This is a genomic window from Aquamicrobium sp. LC103, from assembly GCF_001014615.2.
Classification (GTDB): domain Bacteria; phylum Pseudomonadota; class Alphaproteobacteria; order Rhizobiales; family Rhizobiaceae; genus LBCQ02.
In genome coordinates this window covers 232,478-252,913 of sequence record NZ_LBCQ02000002.1, presented here as the reverse complement: position 1 = coordinate 252,913, position 20,436 = coordinate 232,478, and the positions used below count along the sequence as shown (strand labels likewise).

The following is a 20,436-nucleotide window of genomic DNA, read 5'->3' as shown; positions in this document are numbered from 1 at the left end:
TGGTGAAACATATCGCGTGATTTGCCGTTCGGATGGCGATGTTGTATGCCGCCGGCTTCCAGCGCCCACGGCCTTCGCCGTTTCACTCCTCACCAAAACGATTGGAGCATCATGTCAGGGACCGATCTTGTCATATTCGACTGCGACGGGGTTCTGGTCGATTCGGAAATCGTGGCGGCACGCGTCGAATCGGAAATGCTGACGGCGGCCGGCTTTCCGATCGATGCCGAAGAGCTGGCACGCGCCTATGCGGGCCTCACCTTCAAGGACATCATGCTCCGCATCGAGAAGGAGAGCCAATTGCTCTTCCAGGCGACGATGATCGAGGAGGTGGAGGAACTGGTCGACCGGCGGCTTCGCGCCGAGGTGCGTGCGATCGACGGCGTGCACGAGGCGGTGGCGGCGATCAGGACCAAGCGCTGCATCTGCTCCAATTCGAGGACGGAACGCCTCAACGCGATGCTCGAGCGCACGCGGCTCCTGCCCTTCTTCCAAGGTCACATCTACTCTTCGCTCGAGACGCCGACGAAGAAGCCGAAGCCCGCGCCGGACGTGTTCCTCTACGCCGCCGAGCAGTTCGGCGCCGATCCGCGCAAAACATTCGTCGTCGAGGACTCGATCCACGGCATTGCGGGAGCCAAGGCCGCGGGCATGCGGGTGATCGGCTTCACCGGTGGGTCGCACACCCATCCGGGCCACGCCGATGCGCTGACCGAGGCCGGCGCCGAGACGGTTATCCGGCGCATGGCCGATCTGGACGGCGTTCTCTCGGCGCTCGCGGAATGGTCCGAGGACGCGTGAGCTCAGAAGCTGTCGTCGCCCTTGTCGAACCCGCCGAACACCTGGACGTTCGGGCGGGACGGCATCGGGAAGGTGACGTTGGCGTCGTTGAATACGAACTGGGTCGCGCCGACGGTGTCGGCGACGTTGACCTCGAAATTATGAGTCTGCGAGTAGAGCACCTCTCCGGTCCTCGCCGCCACAACCCTGATCGGCAGGCGTATCGTGCCGGCTTTCCCCACCGGTCCCGGAATGATCCGGCCCGCGATGGCAACGTTCATCCGCAACGTGTTGCCTTCATAAGTGCAGCTTCGAGTGATGTCGGTGATCGTCGCCTGGTAGATCAGCTTCGACGCGTCGCCCTCCGCGTTGCCCTGATAGGAGCGGTGGAAGGACATGCCCTCGCGCAAGCCGGTCGCCGGGCAGTAGGCGCGCAGCTCCTCGACGGTTATGCGCTCGTCGCTCGCCGCGGTCTGCGTCGCGTCGCCGCCAATTCCCAACACGTTTCCGGACTGGCAGCCGGCGGTCGCAAGCATCAAGCCGGCCGCGGCAACTCCAGCGATTTTCCTGAGATCGTCGGTCCAAAAAGCCATAAACTGCACTTCCCTCAAGCAAAGCTGCTGTTCTATATCAACCGCGCAATGAAATTGCGACCGACGGATTGCGCTTTTTCGACGGCTTTCTCGTCAGCCGCCGCCACGGACAGGTAAACATGCGTTACATAAGCACCAGGGGAAATGCGCCCGATCTCGGCTTCTGCGATGCGTTGCTCGCCGGGCTTGCACGCGACGGCGGTCTCTACGTTCCGAAGGAATGGCCAAGCTTCACCCCGGAAGAGATCCGTGCCATGCGCGGCCTGTCCTATCCCGACCTCGCCATCCGCCTGCTGACGCCCTTCCTCGGCGGCGAGATCGATGAAAAGACCTTCGCCGCCATCGTGCGCGAGGCCTACGCCACCTTCCGCCACGACGCTGTCTGTCCCATCGTGCAGACCGGAGCGAACGAGTTCACGCTGGAGCTTTTCCACGGCCCGACGCTCGCCTTCAAGGACGTCGCCATGCAATTGCTGGCACGGTTGATGGACCATGTGCTCGCCGAGCGCGGCGAGCGCGCGACGATAGCGGGCGCCACCTCCGGCGACACGGGCGGCGCGGCGGTCGACGCGTTCGCCGGGCGCGAGCGTACAGACATCTTCATTCTCTTCCCGCACGGCAAGGTCTCGCCGGTGCAGCAACGGCAGATGACAACCTCGACGGCGGCAAACGTCCATGCGCTCGCCATCGAGGGGAATTTCGACGATTGCCAGTCGCTGGTGAAAAGCATGTTCAACAACCATGCCTTCCGCGACCGCGTATCGCTTTCCGGCGTCAACTCGATCAATTGGGCGCGGATCATGGCCCAGATCGTCTACTATTTTTCGTCGGCGATGTCGCTGGGCGCGCCGGATCGGAAGGTTTCCTTCACCGTTCCGACCGGCAATTTCGGCGACATCTTCGCGGGCTACGCGGCAAAGCGCATGGGCCTTCCGATCGAGCGCCTGGTGATCGCGACGAACGACAACGACATTCTGGCCCGCACGCTCGCGTCCGGCGAATACGAGACGCGCGGCGTCGTCGCCACCACCTCGCCCTCGATGGACATCCAGATCTCGTCCAATTTCGAGCGGCTGCTCTTCGAGGCGGCGGGCCGCGATGCCATCGCCGTGCGGCGTTACATGGACAGCCTCAAGCAGTCCGGCGCCTTCACCATCGAGCAAAATACGCTGGCCGTCATCCGCGAGGAATTCGACGCGGGCCGCTCCTCTATGGAAGAGACCGCCGAGACGATCCGCGCGGTGCTAGCCGGAACCGGCTATCTCCTCGATCCCCATACCGCGACGGCGACTCATGTCGCGCGCAGGCGCGGCAAATCCGAAACACCGATGATCGTGCTCGCGACGGCGCATCCGGCGAAATTCCCGGCAGCGGTGAAGGCCGCCTGCGGAACCGAGCCGGCACTGCCCACATGGCTCGGAGATTTGATGGAAAGGCCGGAGAGATTTACGGTGCTTCCATCCGACCCGAAAATGTTGGAAGATCACATCGGCCGTCTCACCAGGGCGACCCAACAGAGTGCAGGGAGTTGAGCCTATATGGGTGTTGAGGTAAGCCGTCTGTCGAACGGCCTGACAGTCGCCACCGAAACCCTTCCCCACATCGAATCCGTCGCTCTCGGCGTCTGGGTGAAATCCGGATCTCGGGACGAGCGTGACGACGAGCACGGCATGGCCCATCTCTTGGAGCATATGGCCTTCAAGGGAACCGGGCGGCGCAGTGCCTGGAAGATCGCCTCGGAGATCGAGGATGTGGGCGGGGAGATCAATGCGGCAACCAGCGTGGAGACCACGTCCTTCTACGCCCGCGTCCTGAAAGACGACGTTCCGCTCGCCATAGACATCCTCGCCGACATACTGACCGACTCCCAATTCGACCCGGACGAACTGCAGCGCGAAAAACACGTCATCCTTCAGGAAATCGGCGCTGCTCACGACACTCCGGACGACATCGTCTTCGACCGTTTCACCGAGACCGCATTCCGGCACCAGACCCTCGGACGCTCCATCCTCGGAACACCGGAGACGGTCCGTTCCTTCACCTCCGAGCAATTGCACACGTTCATGCAACGCCAGTACGCAGCCGACCGCATGGTGGTGGTCGCCGCCGGCGGCGTGAACCATGACGATTTCGTGCGCGAGGTCGAGAAGCGTCTCGGCCAGTTCCGCGCCAGGGCCGAGAGCGTGCCGCCGCCTTATGCCAACTATGTCGGCGGCGACTATCGCGAGCAGCGCGACCTCATGGACGCGCAGATCGTGCTCGGCTTCGAGGGCCGCGCCTATCACGTACGCGACTTCTATGCCTCGCAGGTCCTGTCCATGATCCTCGGCGGCGGAATGTCGTCGCGTCTCTTCCAGGAAGTCCGCGAAAAGCGCGGCCTCTGCTATTCGGTCTATGCTTTCCATTGGGGTTTTTCGGACACCGGGATATTCGGCGTCCACGCGGCGACGGGCAAGGAAGACATCGCCGGACTGGTGCCGGTGATCGTCCAGGAACTGCAGCGCGCCGGCGAGAGCATCAGCCAGGAAGAGCTCAACCGCGCCCGCGCGCAATACCGTGCCGGCCTGATGATGTCGCACGAAAGCGCGGCGAGCCGTGCCTCCCAAATCGCCAGGCAGCTCCTGCTCTTCGGCCGTCCGATCGGCACGGAAGAGCTGGTCGACCGTCTGTCGAAGCTCACGGTGGAACGGCTGACGGACCTCTCCTCGCGATTGTTCTCGACAAAGCCGACGCTCGCAGCCGTGGGCCCGATCGGCGCGCTTCCGCCCTTCCAGGCGATCGGCGATACGCTGACGGGCGACCTTCCAGGCGCCCGCAAGCTGGCCGTCTGAAGCATTCGAGAGCGGCAAGATGGCCCTGCCCTTCCTCCGCAGGCCGCAGTTTCAGATCAAGGGCCGGCGAGCGCTGTTGCGCCTGCCGGAATTCTCCGACTACCATGAATGGGCGACGCTGCGCGGCGAAAGCCGGGCGTTTCTGGAGCCATGGGAGCCTCGCTGGTCACCCGACGAGCTCGAACGCTCCGCCTGGCGGCATCGGGTCCATCGCTATCGTGAGGAATACGCACGCGGCACCGCCATCGCGTTCCTGATCTTCGAACTCGAGAAAAACAGGCTGATCGGCGGCATAACCATCGGCAACATCCGTCACGGCGTCTCGCAATCGGCGCAGATCGGCTACTGGATGGGCGAGCGCTATGCCGGACAGGGCTACATGCAGGATGCGATCGCCGCCCTGCTCGACTACGCTTTCAATACCTTGAGGTTGCACCGGGTGGAGGCAGCCTGTATCCCCGACAATGCACGGTCCATACGTGTGCTTGAAAAAGCCGGATTCCGGCGCGAAGGACTTCTGCGTTCCTATCTGCGGATCAACGGTATCTGGCAGAATCACTTTCTCTACGCCCTGATTGCCGATGAGCATCGGACCAGCGCAAGACGAGGCTGAAGCATTGGCGGTAACGACCCGATCCGGCTGGCTGATCATAGCCGCATTTTTTGCGCTCCTGGCGGCGTGGACGGCGCCGGCGCAAGCGATCGAACCCATCAAGATCTCGCGCGAGGACATAGCGCTCAACCTCTCCGGGGCGGTGGAAATCTACCGCAACCAGGGCCAGAACTTCCAGGTTTCCACGGCTCCCGGCATAGACGGCATCGTCAGGCGCATCGAGGTCGAGGCCAAGGACGAGCGCTCCACCGGCGACTGGGCCGTCTTCGCGCTGGCCAACTCGACCGATCAGCAGATCGATCGACTGATCGTGGCGCCGCACTTCCGCCTGGTCGGCTCCGGCATGATCTGGCCCGATCTGGGTTCCAGCCGCATAGCGGCAATTACCCCGAGCGAAGGCTTCGCGCTGGACCGCCTGGCGAGCAACGAGGCCGACGTCTTCCTCGTCACGCTCAATCCGGGATCGGTCGTCACTTTCGTCGCCGAGCTTTCGGCGCAGAAGCTTCCGCAGGTCTATCTCTGGGAGCCCGAAGCCTACAAGGACACCATCAATTCCTACACTCTCTTCCGGGGAATCGTCATCGGCATCGCCGGCCTGCTGGCGCTCTTCCTGACGATCCTCTTCGTCGTCAAGGGAACCTCCATGTTCCCGGCGACCGCCGCGCTGGCCTGGGCGATCCTCGCCTATATCTCCATCGATTTCGGTTTCCTGAACAAGATACTCGAGATCACACCGGGCAACGAGCAGATATGGCGCGCGGGAACGGAGGTGGCGCTGGCGGCGACCTTCGTCGTCTTCCTGTTCACCTATCTCAACCTCAATCGCTGGCACTGGCATTTCAGCTACGGCGTGCTCGCCTGGGTGTTCACCCTGTTCATGATTGCCGGCGTCGCCGTCTTCGACCCGGCGATCGCGTCGGGCATCGCCCGCATCTCGTTCGCGATGACCGCCGTCGTCGGCATCGGCCTCATCGCCTATATGGCCTTCAAGGGCTACGACCGCGCGATCATGCTGGTACCGAGTTGGATGATGATCCTGCTGTGGCTCGTCGGCGCATGGATGGCGGTGACTGGCCTTCTCGACAACGACATCGTCCAGCCGGCGCTCGGCGGCGGCCTCATCCTCATCATCCTGCTGATCGGCTTCACGGTCATGCAGCACGCCTTCGCCGGCGGCGCGCTTCATCAGGGCTTGTTCAGCGACATGGAGCGCCAGGCGCTCGCCGTCACCGGCGCCGGCGACATCGTCTGGGACTGGGACGTGCTTCGCGACCGCGTCATCACCAAGCCCGACATCAGCCGTCAGCTCGGCCTGCCGCTGAACAGCCTCCATGGCCCCGCCCGCAACTGGTTGCCGGCCCTCCACGCCGAGGATCGCGACAGCTTCCGAACGACGCTCGACGTCATTCTCGAACACCGCCGCGGCCGTGTCGGACAGATGTTCCGCCTGCGCGGCGCCGACGGCCACTATCACTGGTTCGCGCTGCGCGCCCGGCCTGTGATCGGCTCCGACGGCGAGGTCATCCGCTGCGTCGGAACCCTGGTCGACGTAACCGAGCACAAGAAGGCCGAAGAGCGCCTGCTGCACGACGCCGTGCACGACAACCTCACCGGCCTGCCCAACCGGGAACTCTTCCTCAACGGGCTCGAGGCGGTCATCTCGATAGCGAGAACCGAGGAGAGCATAAGGCCGACCGTCTTCGTCATCGACATCGACCGCTTCAAGCAGGTCAATGACGGGCTTGGCATATCGGCGGGTGACACCATCCTGCTGACGATCGCAAGGCGCTTGCACCGCCTGCTGAAGCCGCGCGATTCGCTTTCGCGCTTTGCCGGCGACCAGTTCGCGATGATGCTGCTTTCCGAGCAGGACCCGGTGCGCATCGCCGCGGTCGCCGACGCGATCAAGCAGGCGATCAGCGCGCCGATCACCTTCGCCAAGCGCGAGATCGTGCTGACCGCCTCCGTCGGCCTCGTCTCCTGGACCTCATCCCAGACTTCCGCCGACGACATGGTGAAGGACGCCGAGCTCGCCATGCACCAGGCCAAGCGCTTCGGCGGCGACCGCATCGAGCCGTTCCGGCCTGCCTTCCGCTCGGTCGGAACCGACCGCCTGCAGCTCGAATCGGACCTGCGCCGCGCCATCGAGCGCTCCGAGTTCACGCTCGCCTATCAGCCGATCGTGCGGCTCGAGGACCGGTCGATCGCCGGCTTCGAGGCACTGCTGCGCTGGGAGCATCCGCGCCGCGGAACCATACCGCCGACGGATTTCATTCCGGTTGCAGAAAGCTGCGGCGTGATCGTGCAACTGGGGCTCTTCGCCATGCAGCGGGCGGCCGACGACCTGCATGAATGGCAGAAGCAGATAGGCAATGTGCCGCTTTCGGTCTCGGTCAATCTGTCGAGCAGGCAGCTCATCCGGCGCGACCTCGTCAGCGACGTCCGTTCGGTGATCGCGCGGGCCAATCTCAAGCCGCGCTGCTTCCGGCTGGAGCTGACGGAATCGCTGGTAATGGACAATCCCGAACAATCGGCGCATGTGCTTGCCAAGCTCAAGCAGCTCGGCATCGGCCTTTCGCTCGACGATTTCGGAACCGGCTATTCCTCGCTTTCCTACCTGACGCGCTTCCCCTTCGACACGATCAAGATCGACAAGAGCTTCGTCGACGATCAGAGCCCCAAACGCACCGTCCTCCTGCGCTCCATGGTCAACATGGCGCACGAACTCGGCCTCTCGGTGGTCGCCGAGGGCGTCGCGGACGAGAACGACGCGTTGCAGCTGCGCCAGATGGGCTGCGAATACGTTCAGAGCTTCATGTTCGGCCAGCCGATGAACGCGGAGGCGGCCGCCCGCCTACTGAAGGAGCAATATCCGCTCGCTCAGGCGTGACCGGCAGAAGTGCTGAGGTGCGCCGGGTTGATCCCGATGGAGGCGAGAATACGGTCGTATTTGCGCTCAATGTCGGGATCGAAGAGCAGTTCCGGGCTTGCCGGACAGGTCAGCCAGCCATTCTCGGCGATCTCGTATTCGAGCTGTCCCGCACCCCAGCCGGAATAGCCGAGCGCCATGATGGCGTGGCGGGGACCGGTGCCGATGGAGATCGCGCGCAGGATGTCCACGGTCGCCGTCAGGCAGACGTCCTCCGAGACCGGCATGGAGGATTCCACCATATAGTCGTCGGTGTGCAGGACGAAGCCACGGCTGCGGTCCACCGGCCCACCGTGGCGCACCAGGAAATCGCGGGCCCGGGGCGGCAGGCGGATCGCCTCCTCCTCGTCCAGGAGCCCTAGCTGTACCAGGAGATCGGGAAACTGCATCTGCTGGACCTGATTGATGATCAGTCCCATCGCGCCCTCCTCGCTGTGGGCGCAGACATAGATGACGGAACGCGCGAAGCGATCGTCCTTCATGCCCGGCATGGCGATGAGGAACTGATTGTCCAGGAAGCCGCGCTGCTCGCCGCTTTTCTTTCGATCCAGCAGATCCATGCTTGCAGCGTACCTTCTTTCAGCGTTTCTTGAAAGGCGTCAGAGATGCGCAGGTTCGCGGAGAGTTCCCACTCACATAAAAATGATACCGTGCGCGCTTCCCGGCGATTGCGAAACCTCGGCGAAACGAAGATGTTCCGGCTCATGAAAATCACCATCCTACTGGCAGCCGCGACCGTTGCCGCCATCCCTTTCCTTGCCCACGCCGCCTCCAGCGACTGGCACGAGACCGAGGGAATGAGGATCAGGCTGGTGACCGAGCAGGCACCGGAAGGCGCCAGGGAAATGCGCGCCGCGCTGGAAATCCAGCTCGAGCCGGGATGGAAGACCTATTGGCGCGATCCGGGCGATTCAGGCGTGCCGCCTTCCATTTCCTTCGATCATGGCAGCGGCATTGAACATGCCGAGATCGAGTTTCCCGTACCCGAGCATTTCGACGACGGTTATTCCGTCTGGGCGGGATACGGCCGGCCGGTCTCCTTCGCGGTCACGCTGGAACGGGATGAGGCGCGTGATCCCGGGACGATCGAGGCGGACGTGTTCCTGGGCGTCTGCCAGGATATCTGCATTCCGGTCCAGGCGCGGCTCAGCGTCGAAGTCCACACCGGGCAGTCCGATCCCGAGAGTGCGGCGATCGTCGAGGCGGCCTTCGCCGCCCTTCCCGCCAAGGCGGGCGAACTGCGCGCCGAAACGGTGAAAACCAGCCCCTCGCATATCGTCGTCGAGGCAAAGGTGCCGGAAGGCGTCGAGGTGACGGATCTGTTCATCGCCGGGACCGACGCCTATGTGCTCGGCAGCCCGAAGCGGGCGAAGGGCGACGGGGGGACGTTGTTCGAGGTGCCGGTCGAGGTCGCGCCGAAGGATCTGCATGGCGACACCGCCCACTATACGCTGGCGACGAGCAAGGGCGCGGTCTCCGGCACTCTGGCCATCGGCAACTGATCCTCTATCTTCCATTGCCTTCGGGCTTTCGACCGGATAGCCCTTTCAACCATCTCAACCGTAGATACACAGAGGTTTCTGATGACCATTTCCGTTGGCGACAAACTGCCCGAAGCGAAGTTCAAGGCCGCAACCACGGACGGCCCGAAGGAGCTTTCCAGCTCGGAGATATTCAGCGGGAAGAAGGTCGTCCTCTTCGGCGTCCCCGGCGCATTCACGCCGACCTGCAGCAACAATCACCTGCCCGGCTATCTGGAGAACCACGACGCGATCCTCGCCAAGGGCGTCGACACGATCGCGGTCGTCGCGGTCAACGACGTGCATGTGATGAACGCCTGGGCGCGCTTCACCGGCGGCGAAGGCAAGCTCCTGTTCCTCGCGGACGGCAGCGGTGATTTCGTGAAGGCGGCCGGCCTCGACATCGACCTTTCGGCCGCCGGCATGGGCACGCGCTCCAAGCGCTTCTCGATGATCGTCGACGACGGCAAGGTCACCGCCCTCAACATCGAGGACTCCCCGGGACAGGCGGTCGAATCCTCGGCCGCCAGGATCATCGAGCAGCTCTAAAGTCGAATCATACCTTCGGCGAGGCTGGAACCGGCCTCGCCGGACGCTTCTTGAACGGCGCCATGCCGAGCCGGGCCAGTTCGTCGGCGCGCTCGTTCTCCGGGTGGCCGGCGTGGCCCTTCACCCAATGCCAGGTGACCTTGTGGCGCTTGCGCGCCTCGTCGAGCGCCTGCCAGAGCTCCGCATTCTTCACCGGCTTCTTGGCAGCCGTCTTCCAGCCGTTCCTCTTCCAGCCCTCGATCCAGCCGGAAATGCCGTCGCGGACATAGTTGCTGTCGGTGTAGAGATCGACCTTGCACGGCTCGCGCAGCGCCTCGAGCGCCGAGATCGCCGCCAGCAGCTCCATGCGGTTGTTGGTCGTGTCGGCCTCGCCGCCGGAAAGCTCCTTGACGACGCCGTTGTAGCGCAGGATGGCGCCCCAGCCGCCCGGCCCCGGATTGCCGGAGCACGCGCCGTCCGTGAAAATCTCAACCGACTTCATGGCGTTGCCGCGCCGTACTCGGAGGCGGAGGCGATCTGCCGGTGGAAACGCAGCTTGCGGATATACTCGATCGGGTCGCGCTTCTGCACCAGGGCACCGTCGGGAACGGTCAGCCAGTCATAGAGCCTGGTCAGCATGAAGCGCAGCGCCGAGCCGCGGCAAAGCAGCGGCAGCGCCGCTATCTCGGCGGGAGACAGCGGCCGCACGGCCTGGTAGCCCGCGAGCAGCGCGGTTCCCTTGGTGAGGTTGAAGGAATGATCCTTCTCGAAGCACCAGGCATTCAGGCATGTCGCGACGTCATAGGCGAAGAAATCGTTGCAGGCGAAATAGAAGTCGATCAGCCCCGAGAGCTTCTCGCCGAGGAAGAAGACATTGTCGGGGAAAAGATCGGCATGGATGACGCCCTTCGGCAGATCCGTGGGCCATTCGCGCTCGATGAGCGCGAAATCGGCGGTGATCTCGCTCGCCAGCGCCGGCTCTACCTCACCGGCGCGCTCGCGCGACATTTCCCACAGTTGCCGCCATCCGGGCAGCGAAAGGGCATTCGGCCGGGTAAGCGGGAAATCCGCCCCGGCGACGTGCATCGCGGCCAGCGCGACGCCCACCTCGTGGCAATGCATGGCGGTTGGGCGGCGTGGCCACATGCCCTCGAGAAAGGTGATGATCGCGCACGGCCTTCCGGCAAGCTCGCCGATGACCTCGCCGTCGCTGCGGTGGACAGGCAGCGGGCAGGAAATGCCGCGCTTGGCCAGATGCTCCATCAGCCCGAGAAAGAACGGCAGTTCCGAACGCTCGACCCGCTTTTCGTAGAGCGTGAGGATGAAGAACCCGGCGGTGGTGTGAAGGATGTAGTTCGAGTTCTCCGTGCCTTCGGCGATGCCCTTGTAGGACAGCAGGTCGCCGATCGCATAGTCCTTGAGATAGGTGCCGAGCTCGACCTCGGTGATGTCGGTGTAGACGGCCATGCGCTCAGGCGCTTCCGTTGACGAAGGCCATGTCGGCCGAAGTGAGCTCCACGTCGCGCAGCACGCGGTTGACCGGGAAATTCTCGGTTTCCACCGCCGTTATCGCGAGTTCCACCGTCACGTCGAAGCGTTCGCGGAACGCGTCGACGATCTCGTCGACGATGATCTCCGGCGCGGAAGCGCCCGCTGACAGGCCGAGCGTGGAGATATCGCCGATCTCGTCCCAGGGAATCTCGCTCGACCGCTGCACCAGCAGTCCGCGATGCGCGCCGGCGCGTTCGGCGACCTCGACGAGCCGCTTGGAGTTTGACGAGTTCGGCGCGCCGACGATGAGGAAGAGGTCGGAACCGGGCGCGGCTTCCTTGACCGCGTCCTGCCGGTTGGTGGTCGCATAGCAGATGGACTCCGCGGCCGGCGCCTTGATGTCGGGAAATCGCTTTTCCAGCGCGCGGATGATGCCCGCCGTATCGTCCACCGAAAGCGTGGTCTGCGTGACGAAGCCGAGTTCCTCGCCTTCGGGCCGGGCAAGGCGCATCGCGTCCTCTTCCGTCTCCACGAGCGTCACCGCACCCACGGGAAGCTGGCCCATCGTGCCGATGACCTCGGGATGGCCGGCATGGCCGATCAGAAGGACGTGGCGGCCGAGCCGCTGGTGGCGCATGGCCTGCTTGTGCACTTTCGAGACGAGCGGACAGGTTGCGTCGAGATAGAAGAGACTGCGTGCTTCGGCATCGGCGGGAACCGATTTCGGAACACCGTGGGCGGAAAAGACCACCGGGCAGTCGCGATGTTCCGGCGGTATCTCGTCAAGCTCCTCGATGAAGACCGCGCCCCGCGCCTGCAGGCCTTCGACCACATAGCGGTTGTGCACGATCTCGTGGCGTACATAGACCGGCGCGCCATATTTCTTCAGCGCCAGGACGACGATCTGGATCGCGCGGTCCACCCCTGCGCAGAAGCCGCGCGGGCCGCAAAGCCTGATCGTAAGTGGTCTCTTCATGTCTTCTCCGGGCAGGTTCGCCGCTTTCCTGTGCATGGCGCAGATGGCGTTTGGCAACCCGCCATGTCAAGCCCCGGCCGGGCTCACGTTACCTTCCTCATTCGCCACAGCCAGACACCGACGACGCCGCACAGCGCCGCCGCCAGCCCGTACCAGGTGACGACATATTGCAGGTGATTGTTCGGAAGGTCGATCATCGTGACACCGCCGACCGGCAGTCCGCCTGGATTCGGTGCGTCATCGGCATCGATGAAGAAGCCGACATAGTCGTCCGGCGCGCCGACCCCGGAGGTGGCCGCCATCGCCCGCGAATCTTTCCAGTAGAAGATGTTCTTCGCGGGGTCGTTGTCCGGGACGATGAAGGAGGGCTTCTCCGTGATCGCCGCCCGCGCCAGGCCGAGTATCTCCACGCGACCCTGCACCTGACCTTCGGGCCTCGTCGCCGGGTCCTTGCGGTCGAAGGGCACAAAACCGCGATTGACGAAGATCAGGCGGCCGTCGTCGAGCTCGAGCGGCGTATGGACGAAATAACCGCTGGCGCCTTTCCAGGTGGCGAAGAAATGCCGCTCGCCCTCGTGATGGAACACGCCGCCGACCCGCACCGGCCAATAGTCGACGTCTCCCGTCGTCGTCAGCCGGGTTTCAACGTCCTGGAGGGAGTGCGGCTGCGATGTCGTCCGCTCCTGGATCGTCGCCAGCAATCCTTCCTTCCAGTGCAGGCGCTGCACCTGCCAGGTGCCGAGCGCCAGAAGCACGGCAAGCGCCAGTGCGGAGACGGCGAGCACCACGATGGCCGTCGCGCGGCGCATCCCCGGTTGCGTGGCTTCGTTCATTCCTGGCCGTCCAAACGGCCTTCCGCCGCCTTGTTCTGATATTGCAGCACGATCAGGAGGCCCTTGATGAGGCGCAGCGCGACGAGGCTCAAAACGATCGTCAGCGGTATCCAGAGCAGGAAATGAACCCACAGCGGCGGATTGACTGACACCTCCATCCAGAGCGCAAGCCCGACCACGATGAAGCCGATGATCAGGATCACGAAGGCGGCCGGACCGTCGCCCGCATCGGCGAAGGAATAGTCGAGCCCGCAATTGCGGCAGCCCTTCGCCACAGTGAGAAAGCCGGAGAAAAGCCTGCCCTCGCCGCAGCGCGGACAGCGGCCGGAAAGCCCCGCCTTGAAGGGATCGACCGGCGACCAGAGTGCCTGGTCGCGATGATCTTCGTGTTCGCTCATGGCCTGATCTCTATCGGAGTGCCGTTCTCCACCATGTCCCAAACCTCGTTCATGTCCTCGTCTCTGAGCGCGATGCAGCCATTCGTCCAATCGAAATATTGCACGAGCCACGCCCACCAGCCGTAGCCCTTGGACTGACCGTGGACCATGATGTCGCCGCCGGGATCCACTCCTGCTTTCCTTGCCCGCGCCTTATCGTCGGCATTTGGGTAGGAAATATGGATCGACTTCGTGAAGGCGCTCTTCGGATTGCGCCAGTCGAGTATGTAACGGCCTTCCGGCGTGCGCTCATCGCCTTGGCGCTCCTTGTGCCCTATCGGGTTGCCCCCGAGGGCGATGTCGAAACTGCGGACGATCATTTCGCCGGACATCAGGTCCATGCGCCGTTCCGCCTTCTCCACCAGCACCAGATCCACCTTCGGTTCGGCCGAGGCCGCACCAAGTGTCGACAAGGCGAGGAAGGCGGCGGCGATATGGGCGCGTCGGAACATCACCGCGCTATTTCGCACCATCGCGCGAAAAAAAGAAAGGCGGCTGTGCGTCACAGCCGCCTCCCCGAGCGAGAGTTCCTCGCTGAATTCAGTGCGCGATCGGCGCTCCGACCGAACCCCAGACATAGATCGAGGCGAAGAGGAACAGCCACACCACGTCGACGAAATGCCAGTACCAGGCGGCCGCCTCGAAGCCGAAATGCTTCTGCGGGGTGAACTGCCCGGCCATCGCGCGCAGCAGGCAGACCAGCAGGAAGATCGTGCCGATGATGACGTGGAAGCCATGGAAGCCGGTCGCCATGAAGAACGTCGCTCCGTAGATCGAGTTGGAGAACTCGAACGGCGCGGTCATGTACTCATAGGCCTGCACGAAGGAGAACAGGACACCGAGCGCGACCGTGATCGCCAGACCCCAGACGAGGCCCTTGCGGTCGTTGTGCAGGAGCGCGTGGTGCGCCCAGGTCACCGTTGTACCCGAAAGCAGCAGGATGACGGTATTGTAGAGCGGCAGGTGGAAGGGGTCGAGCACCTCGACGCCCGCCGGCGGCCACTGGCCTCCGAGGAACTCCGAGCGCGCGACCTGCGCGGCCTCGTTCGGGAACAGGCTGGCGTCGAAGAAGGCCCAGAACCAGGCGACGAAGAACATCACCTCGGAGGCGATGAACATGATCATGCCGTAGCGCAGGTGCAGCGACACGACGCGCGTGTGATGACCCTGCAGGGACTCCTTGATCGTATCGGCCCACCATCCATACATAGTGTAGAGCACGACGGCGAGGCCGATGAAGAAAATCCACGGCGTGGCGAGATTCACGCCGAAAATCGGAAACTCATTGCCTTTCAGATCCTGCATCCAGCAGACGCCGCCGAACGCCATGATGAAGGCGCCGACGGACCCGAGGAACGGCCAGGGGCTAGGGTCGATAATGTGATAGTCGTGATGTTTTGCGTGAGCGTCTGCCATTTCAACCCCCGAGTTCAGTATCGGCAACAGGTTCGCTGGTCCCCCCATTCTTCTTGACCGCGGCGACCGGCTCCGAACCGGCGAGCGGGAAGAAGGTATAGGAAAGAGTGATCGTCTTGATGTTCTTCAGTTCCGGAACGTTCAGGATTTCCGGATCCACGTAGAAGACCACCGGCATGTCCATGGACTCGCCGGGTTTCAGTTCGGTGTCGGTGAAGCAGAAGCACTCCACCTTCATGAAGTAGGCGCCCGCCAGGTCCGGCGTGACGTTGAAGCTTGCCCGGCCGGAAGTCGGACGCGAGAAGGTGTTCTTGGCCTGGTAATTGGCCTGCACCGTTTCGCCGATCTTGATCGTCATCTCGCGGGCTTGCGGCTTGAAGTCCCAGGGCAGACCGCCGGAAGTGTTCGCGTCGAAGCGGATGGTGATGTCGCGGTCGAGAATCGTCTCCGAATATTGCTCGACACGCTGGGTCGTACCGCCGTAGCCGGTGACCTGGCAGAAGATCTGGTAGAGCGGAACCGCCGCGTAAGCCATGCCGATCATGCCGACGAAAAACGCGCCGCATGCAAGGGCGACCGTCCTGTTCGAGCGCTGTTTGTGGCTGTCGGTGTCTTTCGGCGTGCTGGTCATGACGATCTACATAGGCCTTTCGAGGATTCCAGGCCCCAGCTTTATGATGGTGATCAGATAGAAGATCACCACCATCGCGGCGAGAGCCAACCCGATCGCGATGTTGCGATTTCTGCGCGCCTTCTTCTGCGCGTCCGTGAGATTCACGCGATCATCGTCCATTGCGTTCACCATGCCGATGCGCCAAAGCGTCCCACGAGGCTGTCCGCCAAAAGAACGGCGAAGAGAGCCGAAAGATAGAGCAGCGAATAGCCGAACAAAGCCTTGGCCGGCTTCATCGACCGATCGCCTTCGGGCATGCGCAGAACCTTCCACGAATACCAGACGAAGCCGGCGCCGAGCACGACGGCGACCGCGGCGTAGACGAGGCTCGCCTCGCTGAAGACCGCCGGCAGGACACCGACGACGGCGACCAGGAGCGAATAGGCGAAGATCTGGCGCTTCGTCGATTCCTCGCCCGCGACGTTCGGCATCATCGGGACGCCCGCCCGCTCATAATCGCCCGATTTGAACAGCGCCAGCGCCCAGAAATGCGGCGGCGTCCACAGGAAGATGATCAGGAACAGGATCACGCTCTCCAGGCTGATCGTGCCGGTGACCGCGGCCCATCCGATCATCGGTGGAAACGCGCCCGCGGCTCCGCCAATCACGATGTTCTGCGGCGTCCAGCGCTTCAGCCACATCGTATAGATGACGACGTAGAAGAAGATCGTGAAGGCGAGCAGGCCGGCGGCGAGCCAGTTTGTGACGAGGCCGAGCGTCATCACCGAGAAGGAGGAAAGGAACAGGCCGAAGATCAGCGCTTCGCCCGGAAGGATCCGGCCGGACGGCACCGGGCGCGAAACCGTGCGCGACATGACCGCGTCGATATCGGCGTCGTACCACATGTTGAGCGCGCCCGAGGCGCCTGCCCCGACGGCTATCGCGAGTATAGCGATCAGCGCAATGAACGGATTGATCGCAGCCGGCGCGGTCGCCAGCCCGACGAAGGCCGTGAAGACGACGAGCGACATCACCCGAGGCTTCAAAAGCTCGATGTAGTCGCCGGCGACGGCCTCCGAAATACGGAGGTCCTGCTCCAATCCATTCTTTCCAACGATGGCCATGCGTAAGGAATCCATACTTTCCGTTTGGCCGAAACCGCCGGCGAACCGGCGGTTTCATTATTCTTGCAGCCCTGCCTTACTTGATCTTCGGCAGTTGCTCCCACTGGTGGTAGGGCGGCGGCGAGGAAAGCTGCCACTCGAGCGTCGTCGCGCCCTCGCCCCACGGATTGGCACCGGCTTCGCGCTTCTTGGCGAAGGCTTCGAAGACGCCGTAGAGGAAGATCAGCACGCCGACGGCCGCGATGTAGGAGCCGTAGGACGAAACCAGGTTCCAGCCCGCGAACGCATCCGGATAGTCGATGTAGCGGCGCGGCATGCCGGCAAGACCCAGGAAGTGCTGCGGGAAGAAGATCAGGTTGACGCCGATGAAGGTGACCCAGAAGTGCAGGCGCGCGATGAACGAGTTGTACATGTAGCCGAACATCTTCGGGAACCAGTAGTACCAGCCGGCGAAGATCGCGAACACCGCGCCGAGCGACAGCACGTAGTGGAAGTGCGCCACCACATAGTAGGTGTCGTGCATCGCGCGGTCGAGGCCGGCATTGGCGAGCTGGACGCCCGTCACGCCGCCGACGGTGAAGAGGAAGATGAAACCGATCGCCCACAGCATCGGCGTGCGGAAGGAGATCGAACCACCCCACATCGTCGCGATCCACGAGAAGATCTTCACGCCCGTCGGCACCGCGATGACCATCGTCGCGAAGACGAAGTAGCGCTGAGTGTCGAGCGACAGGCCGGTCGTGTACATGTGGTGCGCCCACACCACGAAGCCCACCGCGCCGATCGCGACCATCGCGTAGGCCATGCCGAGATAGCCGAAGATGGGCTTGCGCGAGAAGGTCGACACGATGTGGCTGACGATGCCGAAGCCCGGCAGGATCAGGATGTACACTTCCGGATGACCGAAGAACCAGAACAGGTGCTGGAACAGGATCGGATCACCGCCGCCTTCCGGCGTGAAGAAGGTCGTGCCGAAATTGCGGTCGGTCAGAAGCATGGTGATGGCGCCCGCCAGAACCGGCAGCGAGAGCAGCAGCAGGAAGGCGGTGATCAGCACGGACCAGGCGAAGAGCGGCATCTTGTGCAGCGTCATGCCGGGCGCGCGCATGTTGAAGATCGTGGTGATGAAGTTGATCGCGCCGAGGATGGAGGAAGCGCCCGCGATGTGCAGCGACAGGATCACCAGATCCATCGCCGGTCCGGGCTGGCCGGAGGTGGAGAACGGCGGATAGATCGTCCAGCCGCCGCCGGACCCGTAGGCGCCCGCGGGACCGGGAACGAACAGCGAGATCAGCAGCAGGAGGAACGCCGGCGGCAGCAGCCAGAACGAGATGTTGTTCATGCGCGGGAACGCCATGTCCGGCGCACCGATCATGATCGGCACCATCCAGTTGGCGAACCCGCCGATCAGCGCCGGCATCACCATGAAGAAGATCATGATGAGCGCGTGAGCGGTGGTGAACACATTGTACATGTGCTTGCCGCCGTCGATGGCCGCATCGCCTTCGTAGCCATAGACCATCTGGGCAAGGCCGGTGAAGATCTGGATGCCCGGCTCGGCGAGCTCCCAGCGCATCATGACGGACAGGAAGAAGCCGATCAGGCCCGTCATGATCGCGAAGATCAGATAGAGCGTGCCGATATCCTTGTGGTTGGTCGAATAAACCCACCGCGTCCAGCCAGAAGGCTTGTGGTCGTCGTGTTCGTGAGCTGCAGCGCCTGCCATTGTCCCGCTCCGTTCCTATTACTTCTCTTACGCAGGCTTAGTTGCCGGCGTCCGCTACATTCTTGTTGTCGACCGCCGCCATCAGCGCCCTGTTCGCGCCGTTGAGGTCGGACTGAGCCGCCGCGCGCCACGTGTCGTACTGATCCTGGCTGACGACGCGAATCGCGATCGGCATGAAGGCATGATCCTTGCCGCAAAGCTCGGAGCACTGTCCATAATAGACGCCTTCCTTCGTGGCGTTGAACCAGGTCTCGTTGATACGGCCCGGCACCGCGTCGACCTTCACGCCGAAGGCCGGCATGGCGAAGGCGTGGATCACGTCGTTGGACGTCACCAGAACGCGAACGGTCGTGTCGACCGGAACGACGACCTCGTTGTCGACGGCCAGGAGACGGGGATACTGGGCCAGGTCTTCCTTGCCAGCCGCCTCACGGTCGCCTTCCTGAAGCATGAAGGCGGAGAAGGTCAGCGGCTCTTCGTCCTGGTATTCGTAGTCCCAGCTCCATTGCACGGCGGAGGCCTTGATGGTCATCGTCGGCTCTTCCGGCGGATTGTACTGCGCGGTCAGGAGCTGGAAGGACGGCACCGCCAGGAACAGGAGGATGACCACCGGTCCGACGGTCCAGATCACCTCGATCAGCGTGTTGTGGCTGGTGCGCGAAGGAACCGGGTTCGTGCTGGCGCGGTACCTGATGATGCACCATGCCAGAAGCGCCAGCACGAGCAGCGTGATCGGCACGATGAAAACGAGCGTGTACTGCTCGAACCACCGGATGTCTTCCATGATCGCCGACGCCGCCGGCTGGAATCCCATCTGCCAAGGCTGCGGCTGGGCCGCAAAGGCGCTCGAGGCGGCAAGAACCGGCAATAAGGCGCCAACGCCCGCTAGGAACTTCTTCATCACCCTCTTCATCTCCCGGATCGATACGTCTCGGCGATAAACTGCATTCGAACGGCCGCGGATGCAGTCGCGGCCTTTATCGCGCGTTCAAACCATACTCTCATATCAACCGCAAGGAACGCATGGATCAATATGTGCGGCATTTTTGCGCGCGCGGCGGCTCCCCGTCGCTCCACGCCTTGATTTCGCTCAACTTGTAGCAAATGCGTCGGCTTAGGGCATCCCGCGCGGATGTTTCGCCCACATTTATCCGCTTGGCCCACGACAGTTGTGGATCGCCACGACGCGGGGCAAAGAATGGCGGTTGTATTTGAAAGGGCGTCCCCGCAAGTTAGATTGCGCTGATTCGCAGGAAACAGAGATGAATTCAATGCCGCTCCGCTCATTGCTTGGGATCGCCTTCGCCGCGGCCGCATTTTCGTTCAGCCTGCCGGCGGCGGCCCAGCAGCAGCAGACCGGAAACGTGCGCTCGACCCACGGCGCCTGGTCCATCATCTGCGACACGCCCGCCGGCGCCACGTCCGAGCAATGCGCGATGATGCAGAACGTCGTCGCCGAGGACAGGCCGGAGGTCGGCCTTTCCGTGGTGGTGCTGAAGACGGCCGACAACAAGGCCGAGATCCTGCGCGTTCTCGCCCCTCTCGGCGTGCTCTTGCCGAACGGGCTCGGGCTCAACGTCGACGGCAAGGACATCGGACGGGCCTATTTCGTGCGCTGCTTCCAGGACGGCTGCTACGCCGAGGTGATTCTCGAGCAGCCATTGCTCGACACGCTGAAAAACGGGCAGTCGGCAACTTTCATCGTCTTCCAGACGCCCGAGGAAGGCATCGGCATTCCGGTCGAGCTGGACGGCTTCGACGAGGGCTTTACCGCGCTTCCCTAAGGCGAGCTACTTCATCGTCAGATAGGCCGCTATCCCGCCGGCAATTCCCATGCCTGTGCCGGCGATGGCGTAGTTGATGCCGAAGACGGCATCGCAGGCGAGGCGCGCCGACGGCTATCCAGTAGACGTTCCTCACCGCCGTCCTCCGTTTCAGCTTGTTCCATCAACGCTTCAGGGGACGCAAAGGGTGCAACTCGGCAAGCCCCCGACTATATATGATCCGACAACGAAAGACCGGAGCA

22 protein-coding genes are annotated in these 20,436 nt (G+C 63.2%); 8 read left to right on the top strand and 14 right to left on the bottom strand.

Annotated features, from left to right (window positions below; translation table 11 throughout):
• Window positions 1-111 precede the first annotated feature (111 nt).
• Window positions 112-801 (top strand): HAD family hydrolase, encoded by a 690-nt coding sequence (locus XW59_RS04620; protein WP_047143586.1) that lies wholly within the window; start codon window positions 112-114, stop codon window positions 799-801.
• Between the two features lie 2 nt (window positions 802-803).
• Here the strand turns inward: XW59_RS04620 and XW59_RS04615 are convergent, their stop codons facing one another.
• The gene (locus XW59_RS04615) at window positions 804-1,373 is read right to left on the bottom strand and encodes a hypothetical protein (protein WP_047143585.1); all 570 of its coding nucleotides are present in this window, start codon (window positions 1,371-1,373) and stop codon (window positions 804-806) included.
• Window positions 1,374-1,492: 119 nt separating this feature from the next.
• On the opposite strand from XW59_RS04615, the gene thrC reads away from it, so the two are divergent.
• From thrC to XW59_RS04595, 4 genes are read left to right on the top strand one after another with little or no spacing between them, the layout of a single operon-like run.
• Entirely contained in the window at window positions 1,493-2,905 is a 1,413-nt protein-coding gene (thrC, locus tag XW59_RS04610) for a threonine synthase (protein WP_047143884.1), read from the top strand.
• 6 nt (window positions 2,906-2,911) lie between these two features.
• Window positions 2,912-4,204, top strand: coding sequence for a pitrilysin family protein (locus XW59_RS04605; RefSeq protein ID WP_047143584.1), 1,293 nt, complete (start codon window positions 2,912-2,914; stop codon window positions 4,202-4,204).
• 19 nt (window positions 4,205-4,223) lie between these two features.
• Window positions 4,224-4,817, top strand: coding sequence for a GNAT family protein (locus tag XW59_RS04600; RefSeq protein WP_047143583.1), 594 nt, complete (start codon window positions 4,224-4,226; stop codon window positions 4,815-4,817).
• Window positions 4,786-7,707: an EAL domain-containing protein gene (locus tag XW59_RS04595; protein WP_082137401.1), complete on the top strand. Its 2,922-nt coding sequence runs from the start codon at window positions 4,786-4,788 to the stop codon at window positions 7,705-7,707. Before XW59_RS04600 ends, XW59_RS04595 begins: the two co-directional genes overlap by 32 nt.
• On the opposite strand, the gene XW59_RS04590 is transcribed toward XW59_RS04595, so the two are convergent.
• On the bottom strand, window positions 7,698-8,306 hold the full coding sequence (locus XW59_RS04590; RefSeq protein ID WP_047143582.1) for a YqgE/AlgH family protein: 609 nt from the start codon (window positions 8,304-8,306) through the stop codon (window positions 7,698-7,700). The genes XW59_RS04595 and XW59_RS04590 overlap by 10 nt on opposite strands.
• 144 nt (window positions 8,307-8,450) lie before the next feature.
• Here XW59_RS04590 and XW59_RS04585 point away from each other — a divergent pair, with 144 nt between their 5' ends.
• Complete coding sequence (locus XW59_RS04585) at window positions 8,451-9,248, top strand: protein-disulfide reductase DsbD domain-containing protein (protein WP_047143882.1); 798 nt, start codon at window positions 8,451-8,453, stop codon at window positions 9,246-9,248.
• Window positions 9,249-9,329: 81 nt separating this feature from the next.
• Window positions 9,330-9,815: a peroxiredoxin gene (locus XW59_RS04580; RefSeq protein ID WP_047143581.1), complete on the top strand. Its 486-nt coding sequence runs from the start codon at window positions 9,330-9,332 to the stop codon at window positions 9,813-9,815.
• Between the two features lie 7 nt (window positions 9,816-9,822).
• Here the strand turns inward: XW59_RS04580 and rnhA are convergent, their stop codons facing one another.
• The 12 genes from rnhA to coxB all read right to left on the bottom strand — a co-directional run bounded on the left by rnhA (window position 9,823) and on the right by coxB (window position 19,311).
• On the bottom strand, window positions 9,823-10,296 hold the full coding sequence (gene rnhA / locus XW59_RS04575; RefSeq protein WP_047143580.1) for a ribonuclease HI: 474 nt from the start codon (window positions 10,294-10,296) through the stop codon (window positions 9,823-9,825).
• On the bottom strand, window positions 10,293-11,261 hold the full coding sequence (locus tag XW59_RS04570) for a homoserine kinase (RefSeq protein WP_047143579.1): 969 nt from the start codon (window positions 11,259-11,261) through the stop codon (window positions 10,293-10,295). The genes rnhA and XW59_RS04570 overlap by 4 nt, the downstream gene beginning before the upstream one ends.
• A 4-nt stretch (window positions 11,262-11,265) precedes the next feature.
• Complete coding sequence (gene ispH / locus XW59_RS04565) at window positions 11,266-12,261, bottom strand: 4-hydroxy-3-methylbut-2-enyl diphosphate reductase (protein WP_047143881.1); 996 nt, start codon at window positions 12,259-12,261, stop codon at window positions 11,266-11,268.
• Window positions 12,262-12,344: 83 nt separating this feature from the next.
• The gene (locus XW59_RS04560; RefSeq protein ID WP_047143578.1) at window positions 12,345-13,094 is read right to left on the bottom strand and encodes an SURF1 family protein; all 750 of its coding nucleotides are present in this window, start codon (window positions 13,092-13,094) and stop codon (window positions 12,345-12,347) included.
• Window positions 13,091-13,492, bottom strand: coding sequence for a DUF983 domain-containing protein (locus tag XW59_RS04555; protein ID WP_047143577.1), 402 nt, complete (start codon window positions 13,490-13,492; stop codon window positions 13,091-13,093). Before XW59_RS04555 ends, XW59_RS04560 begins: the two co-directional genes overlap by 4 nt.
• Window positions 13,489-13,983, bottom strand: coding sequence for a L,D-transpeptidase family protein (locus tag XW59_RS04550; protein WP_047143576.1), 495 nt, complete (start codon window positions 13,981-13,983; stop codon window positions 13,489-13,491). The genes XW59_RS04555 and XW59_RS04550 overlap by 4 nt, the downstream gene beginning before the upstream one ends.
• A gap of 88 nt (window positions 13,984-14,071) precedes the next feature.
• On the bottom strand, window positions 14,072-14,947 hold the full coding sequence (locus XW59_RS04545) for a cytochrome c oxidase subunit 3 (protein ID WP_047143575.1): 876 nt from the start codon (window positions 14,945-14,947) through the stop codon (window positions 14,072-14,074).
• A 1-nt stretch (window position 14,948) separates the two neighbouring features.
• Window positions 14,949-15,578 (bottom strand): cytochrome c oxidase assembly protein, encoded by a 630-nt coding sequence (locus XW59_RS04540; RefSeq protein ID WP_047143574.1) that lies wholly within the window; start codon window positions 15,576-15,578, stop codon window positions 14,949-14,951.
• A 6-nt stretch (window positions 15,579-15,584) separates the two neighbouring features.
• Window positions 15,585-15,740, bottom strand: a complete 156-nt coding sequence (locus XW59_RS29260) for a hypothetical protein (RefSeq protein ID WP_047143880.1) — start codon at window positions 15,738-15,740, stop codon at window positions 15,585-15,587.
• Between the two features lie 5 nt (window positions 15,741-15,745).
• Window positions 15,746-16,684: a heme o synthase gene (locus XW59_RS04535; RefSeq protein ID WP_047143573.1), complete on the bottom strand. Its 939-nt coding sequence runs from the start codon at window positions 16,682-16,684 to the stop codon at window positions 15,746-15,748.
• Window positions 16,685-16,760: 76 nt separating this feature from the next.
• Entirely contained in the window at window positions 16,761-18,410 is a 1,650-nt protein-coding gene (gene ctaD / locus XW59_RS04530; RefSeq protein WP_047143572.1) for a cytochrome c oxidase subunit I, read from the bottom strand.
• A gap of 37 nt (window positions 18,411-18,447) precedes the next feature.
• Window positions 18,448-19,311 carry a cytochrome c oxidase subunit II gene (gene coxB / locus XW59_RS04525; RefSeq protein WP_137326981.1) on the bottom strand — a complete coding sequence of 288 codons (864 nt, stop codon included), beginning with the start codon at window positions 19,309-19,311 and terminating at the stop codon, window positions 18,448-18,450.
• Between the two features lie 361 nt (window positions 19,312-19,672).
• Between coxB and XW59_RS04520 the strand changes: the two genes are divergently transcribed.
• The gene (locus XW59_RS04520; RefSeq protein WP_082137398.1) at window positions 19,673-20,194 is read left to right on the top strand and encodes an invasion associated locus B family protein; all 522 of its coding nucleotides are present in this window, start codon (window positions 19,673-19,675) and stop codon (window positions 20,192-20,194) included.
• The last annotated feature ends 242 nt before the right edge of the window (window positions 20,195-20,436 follow it).

What these genes read in the sequence shown, in the direction of transcription:
- XW59_RS04620 (WP_047143586.1), top strand. Translation starts at nt 112, where the DNA reads ATGTCAGGGACCGATCTTGTCATATTCGACTGCGACGGGGTTCTGGTC.
- XW59_RS04615 (WP_047143585.1), bottom strand. Translation starts at nt 1,373, where the DNA reads ATGGCTTTTTGGACCGACGATCTCAGGAAAATCGCTGGAGTTGCCGCG.
- thrC (WP_047143884.1), top strand. Translation starts at nt 1,493, where the DNA reads ATGCGTTACATAAGCACCAGGGGAAATGCGCCCGATCTCGGCTTCTGC.
- XW59_RS04605 (WP_047143584.1), top strand. Translation starts at nt 2,912, where the DNA reads ATGGGTGTTGAGGTAAGCCGTCTGTCGAACGGCCTGACAGTCGCCACC.
- XW59_RS04600 (WP_047143583.1), top strand. Translation starts at nt 4,224, where the DNA reads ATGGCCCTGCCCTTCCTCCGCAGGCCGCAGTTTCAGATCAAGGGCCGG.
- XW59_RS04595 (WP_082137401.1), top strand. Translation starts at nt 4,786, where the DNA reads ATGAGCATCGGACCAGCGCAAGACGAGGCTGAAGCATTGGCGGTAACG.
- XW59_RS04590 (WP_047143582.1), bottom strand. Translation starts at nt 8,306, where the DNA reads ATGGATCTGCTGGATCGAAAGAAAAGCGGCGAGCAGCGCGGCTTCCTG.
- XW59_RS04585 (WP_047143882.1), top strand. Translation starts at nt 8,451, where the DNA reads ATGAAAATCACCATCCTACTGGCAGCCGCGACCGTTGCCGCCATCCCT.
- XW59_RS04580 (WP_047143581.1), top strand. Translation starts at nt 9,330, where the DNA reads ATGACCATTTCCGTTGGCGACAAACTGCCCGAAGCGAAGTTCAAGGCC.
- rnhA (WP_047143580.1), bottom strand. Translation starts at nt 10,296, where the DNA reads ATGAAGTCGGTTGAGATTTTCACGGACGGCGCGTGCTCCGGCAATCCG.
- XW59_RS04570 (WP_047143579.1), bottom strand. Translation starts at nt 11,261, where the DNA reads ATGGCCGTCTACACCGACATCACCGAGGTCGAGCTCGGCACCTATCTC.
- ispH (WP_047143881.1), bottom strand. Translation starts at nt 12,261, where the DNA reads ATGAAGAGACCACTTACGATCAGGCTTTGCGGCCCGCGCGGCTTCTGC.
- XW59_RS04560 (WP_047143578.1), bottom strand. Translation starts at nt 13,094, where the DNA reads ATGAACGAAGCCACGCAACCGGGGATGCGCCGCGCGACGGCCATCGTG.
- XW59_RS04555 (WP_047143577.1), bottom strand. Translation starts at nt 13,492, where the DNA reads ATGAGCGAACACGAAGATCATCGCGACCAGGCACTCTGGTCGCCGGTC.
- XW59_RS04550 (WP_047143576.1), bottom strand. Translation starts at nt 13,983, where the DNA reads ATGTTCCGACGCGCCCATATCGCCGCCGCCTTCCTCGCCTTGTCGACA.
- XW59_RS04545 (WP_047143575.1), bottom strand. Translation starts at nt 14,947, where the DNA reads ATGGCAGACGCTCACGCAAAACATCACGACTATCACATTATCGACCCT.
- XW59_RS04540 (WP_047143574.1), bottom strand. Translation starts at nt 15,578, where the DNA reads ATGACCAGCACGCCGAAAGACACCGACAGCCACAAACAGCGCTCGAAC.
- XW59_RS29260 (WP_047143880.1), bottom strand. Translation starts at nt 15,740, where the DNA reads ATGGACGATGATCGCGTGAATCTCACGGACGCGCAGAAGAAGGCGCGC.
- XW59_RS04535 (WP_047143573.1), bottom strand. Translation starts at nt 16,684, where the DNA reads ATGGCCATCGTTGGAAAGAATGGATTGGAGCAGGACCTCCGTATTTCG.
- ctaD (WP_047143572.1), bottom strand. Translation starts at nt 18,410, where the DNA reads ATGGCAGGCGCTGCAGCTCACGAACACGACGACCACAAGCCTTCTGGC.
- coxB (WP_137326981.1), bottom strand. Translation starts at nt 19,311, where the DNA reads ATGAAGAAGTTCCTAGCGGGCGTTGGCGCCTTATTGCCGGTTCTTGCC.
- XW59_RS04520 (WP_082137398.1), top strand. Translation starts at nt 19,673, where the DNA reads ATGAATTCAATGCCGCTCCGCTCATTGCTTGGGATCGCCTTCGCCGCG.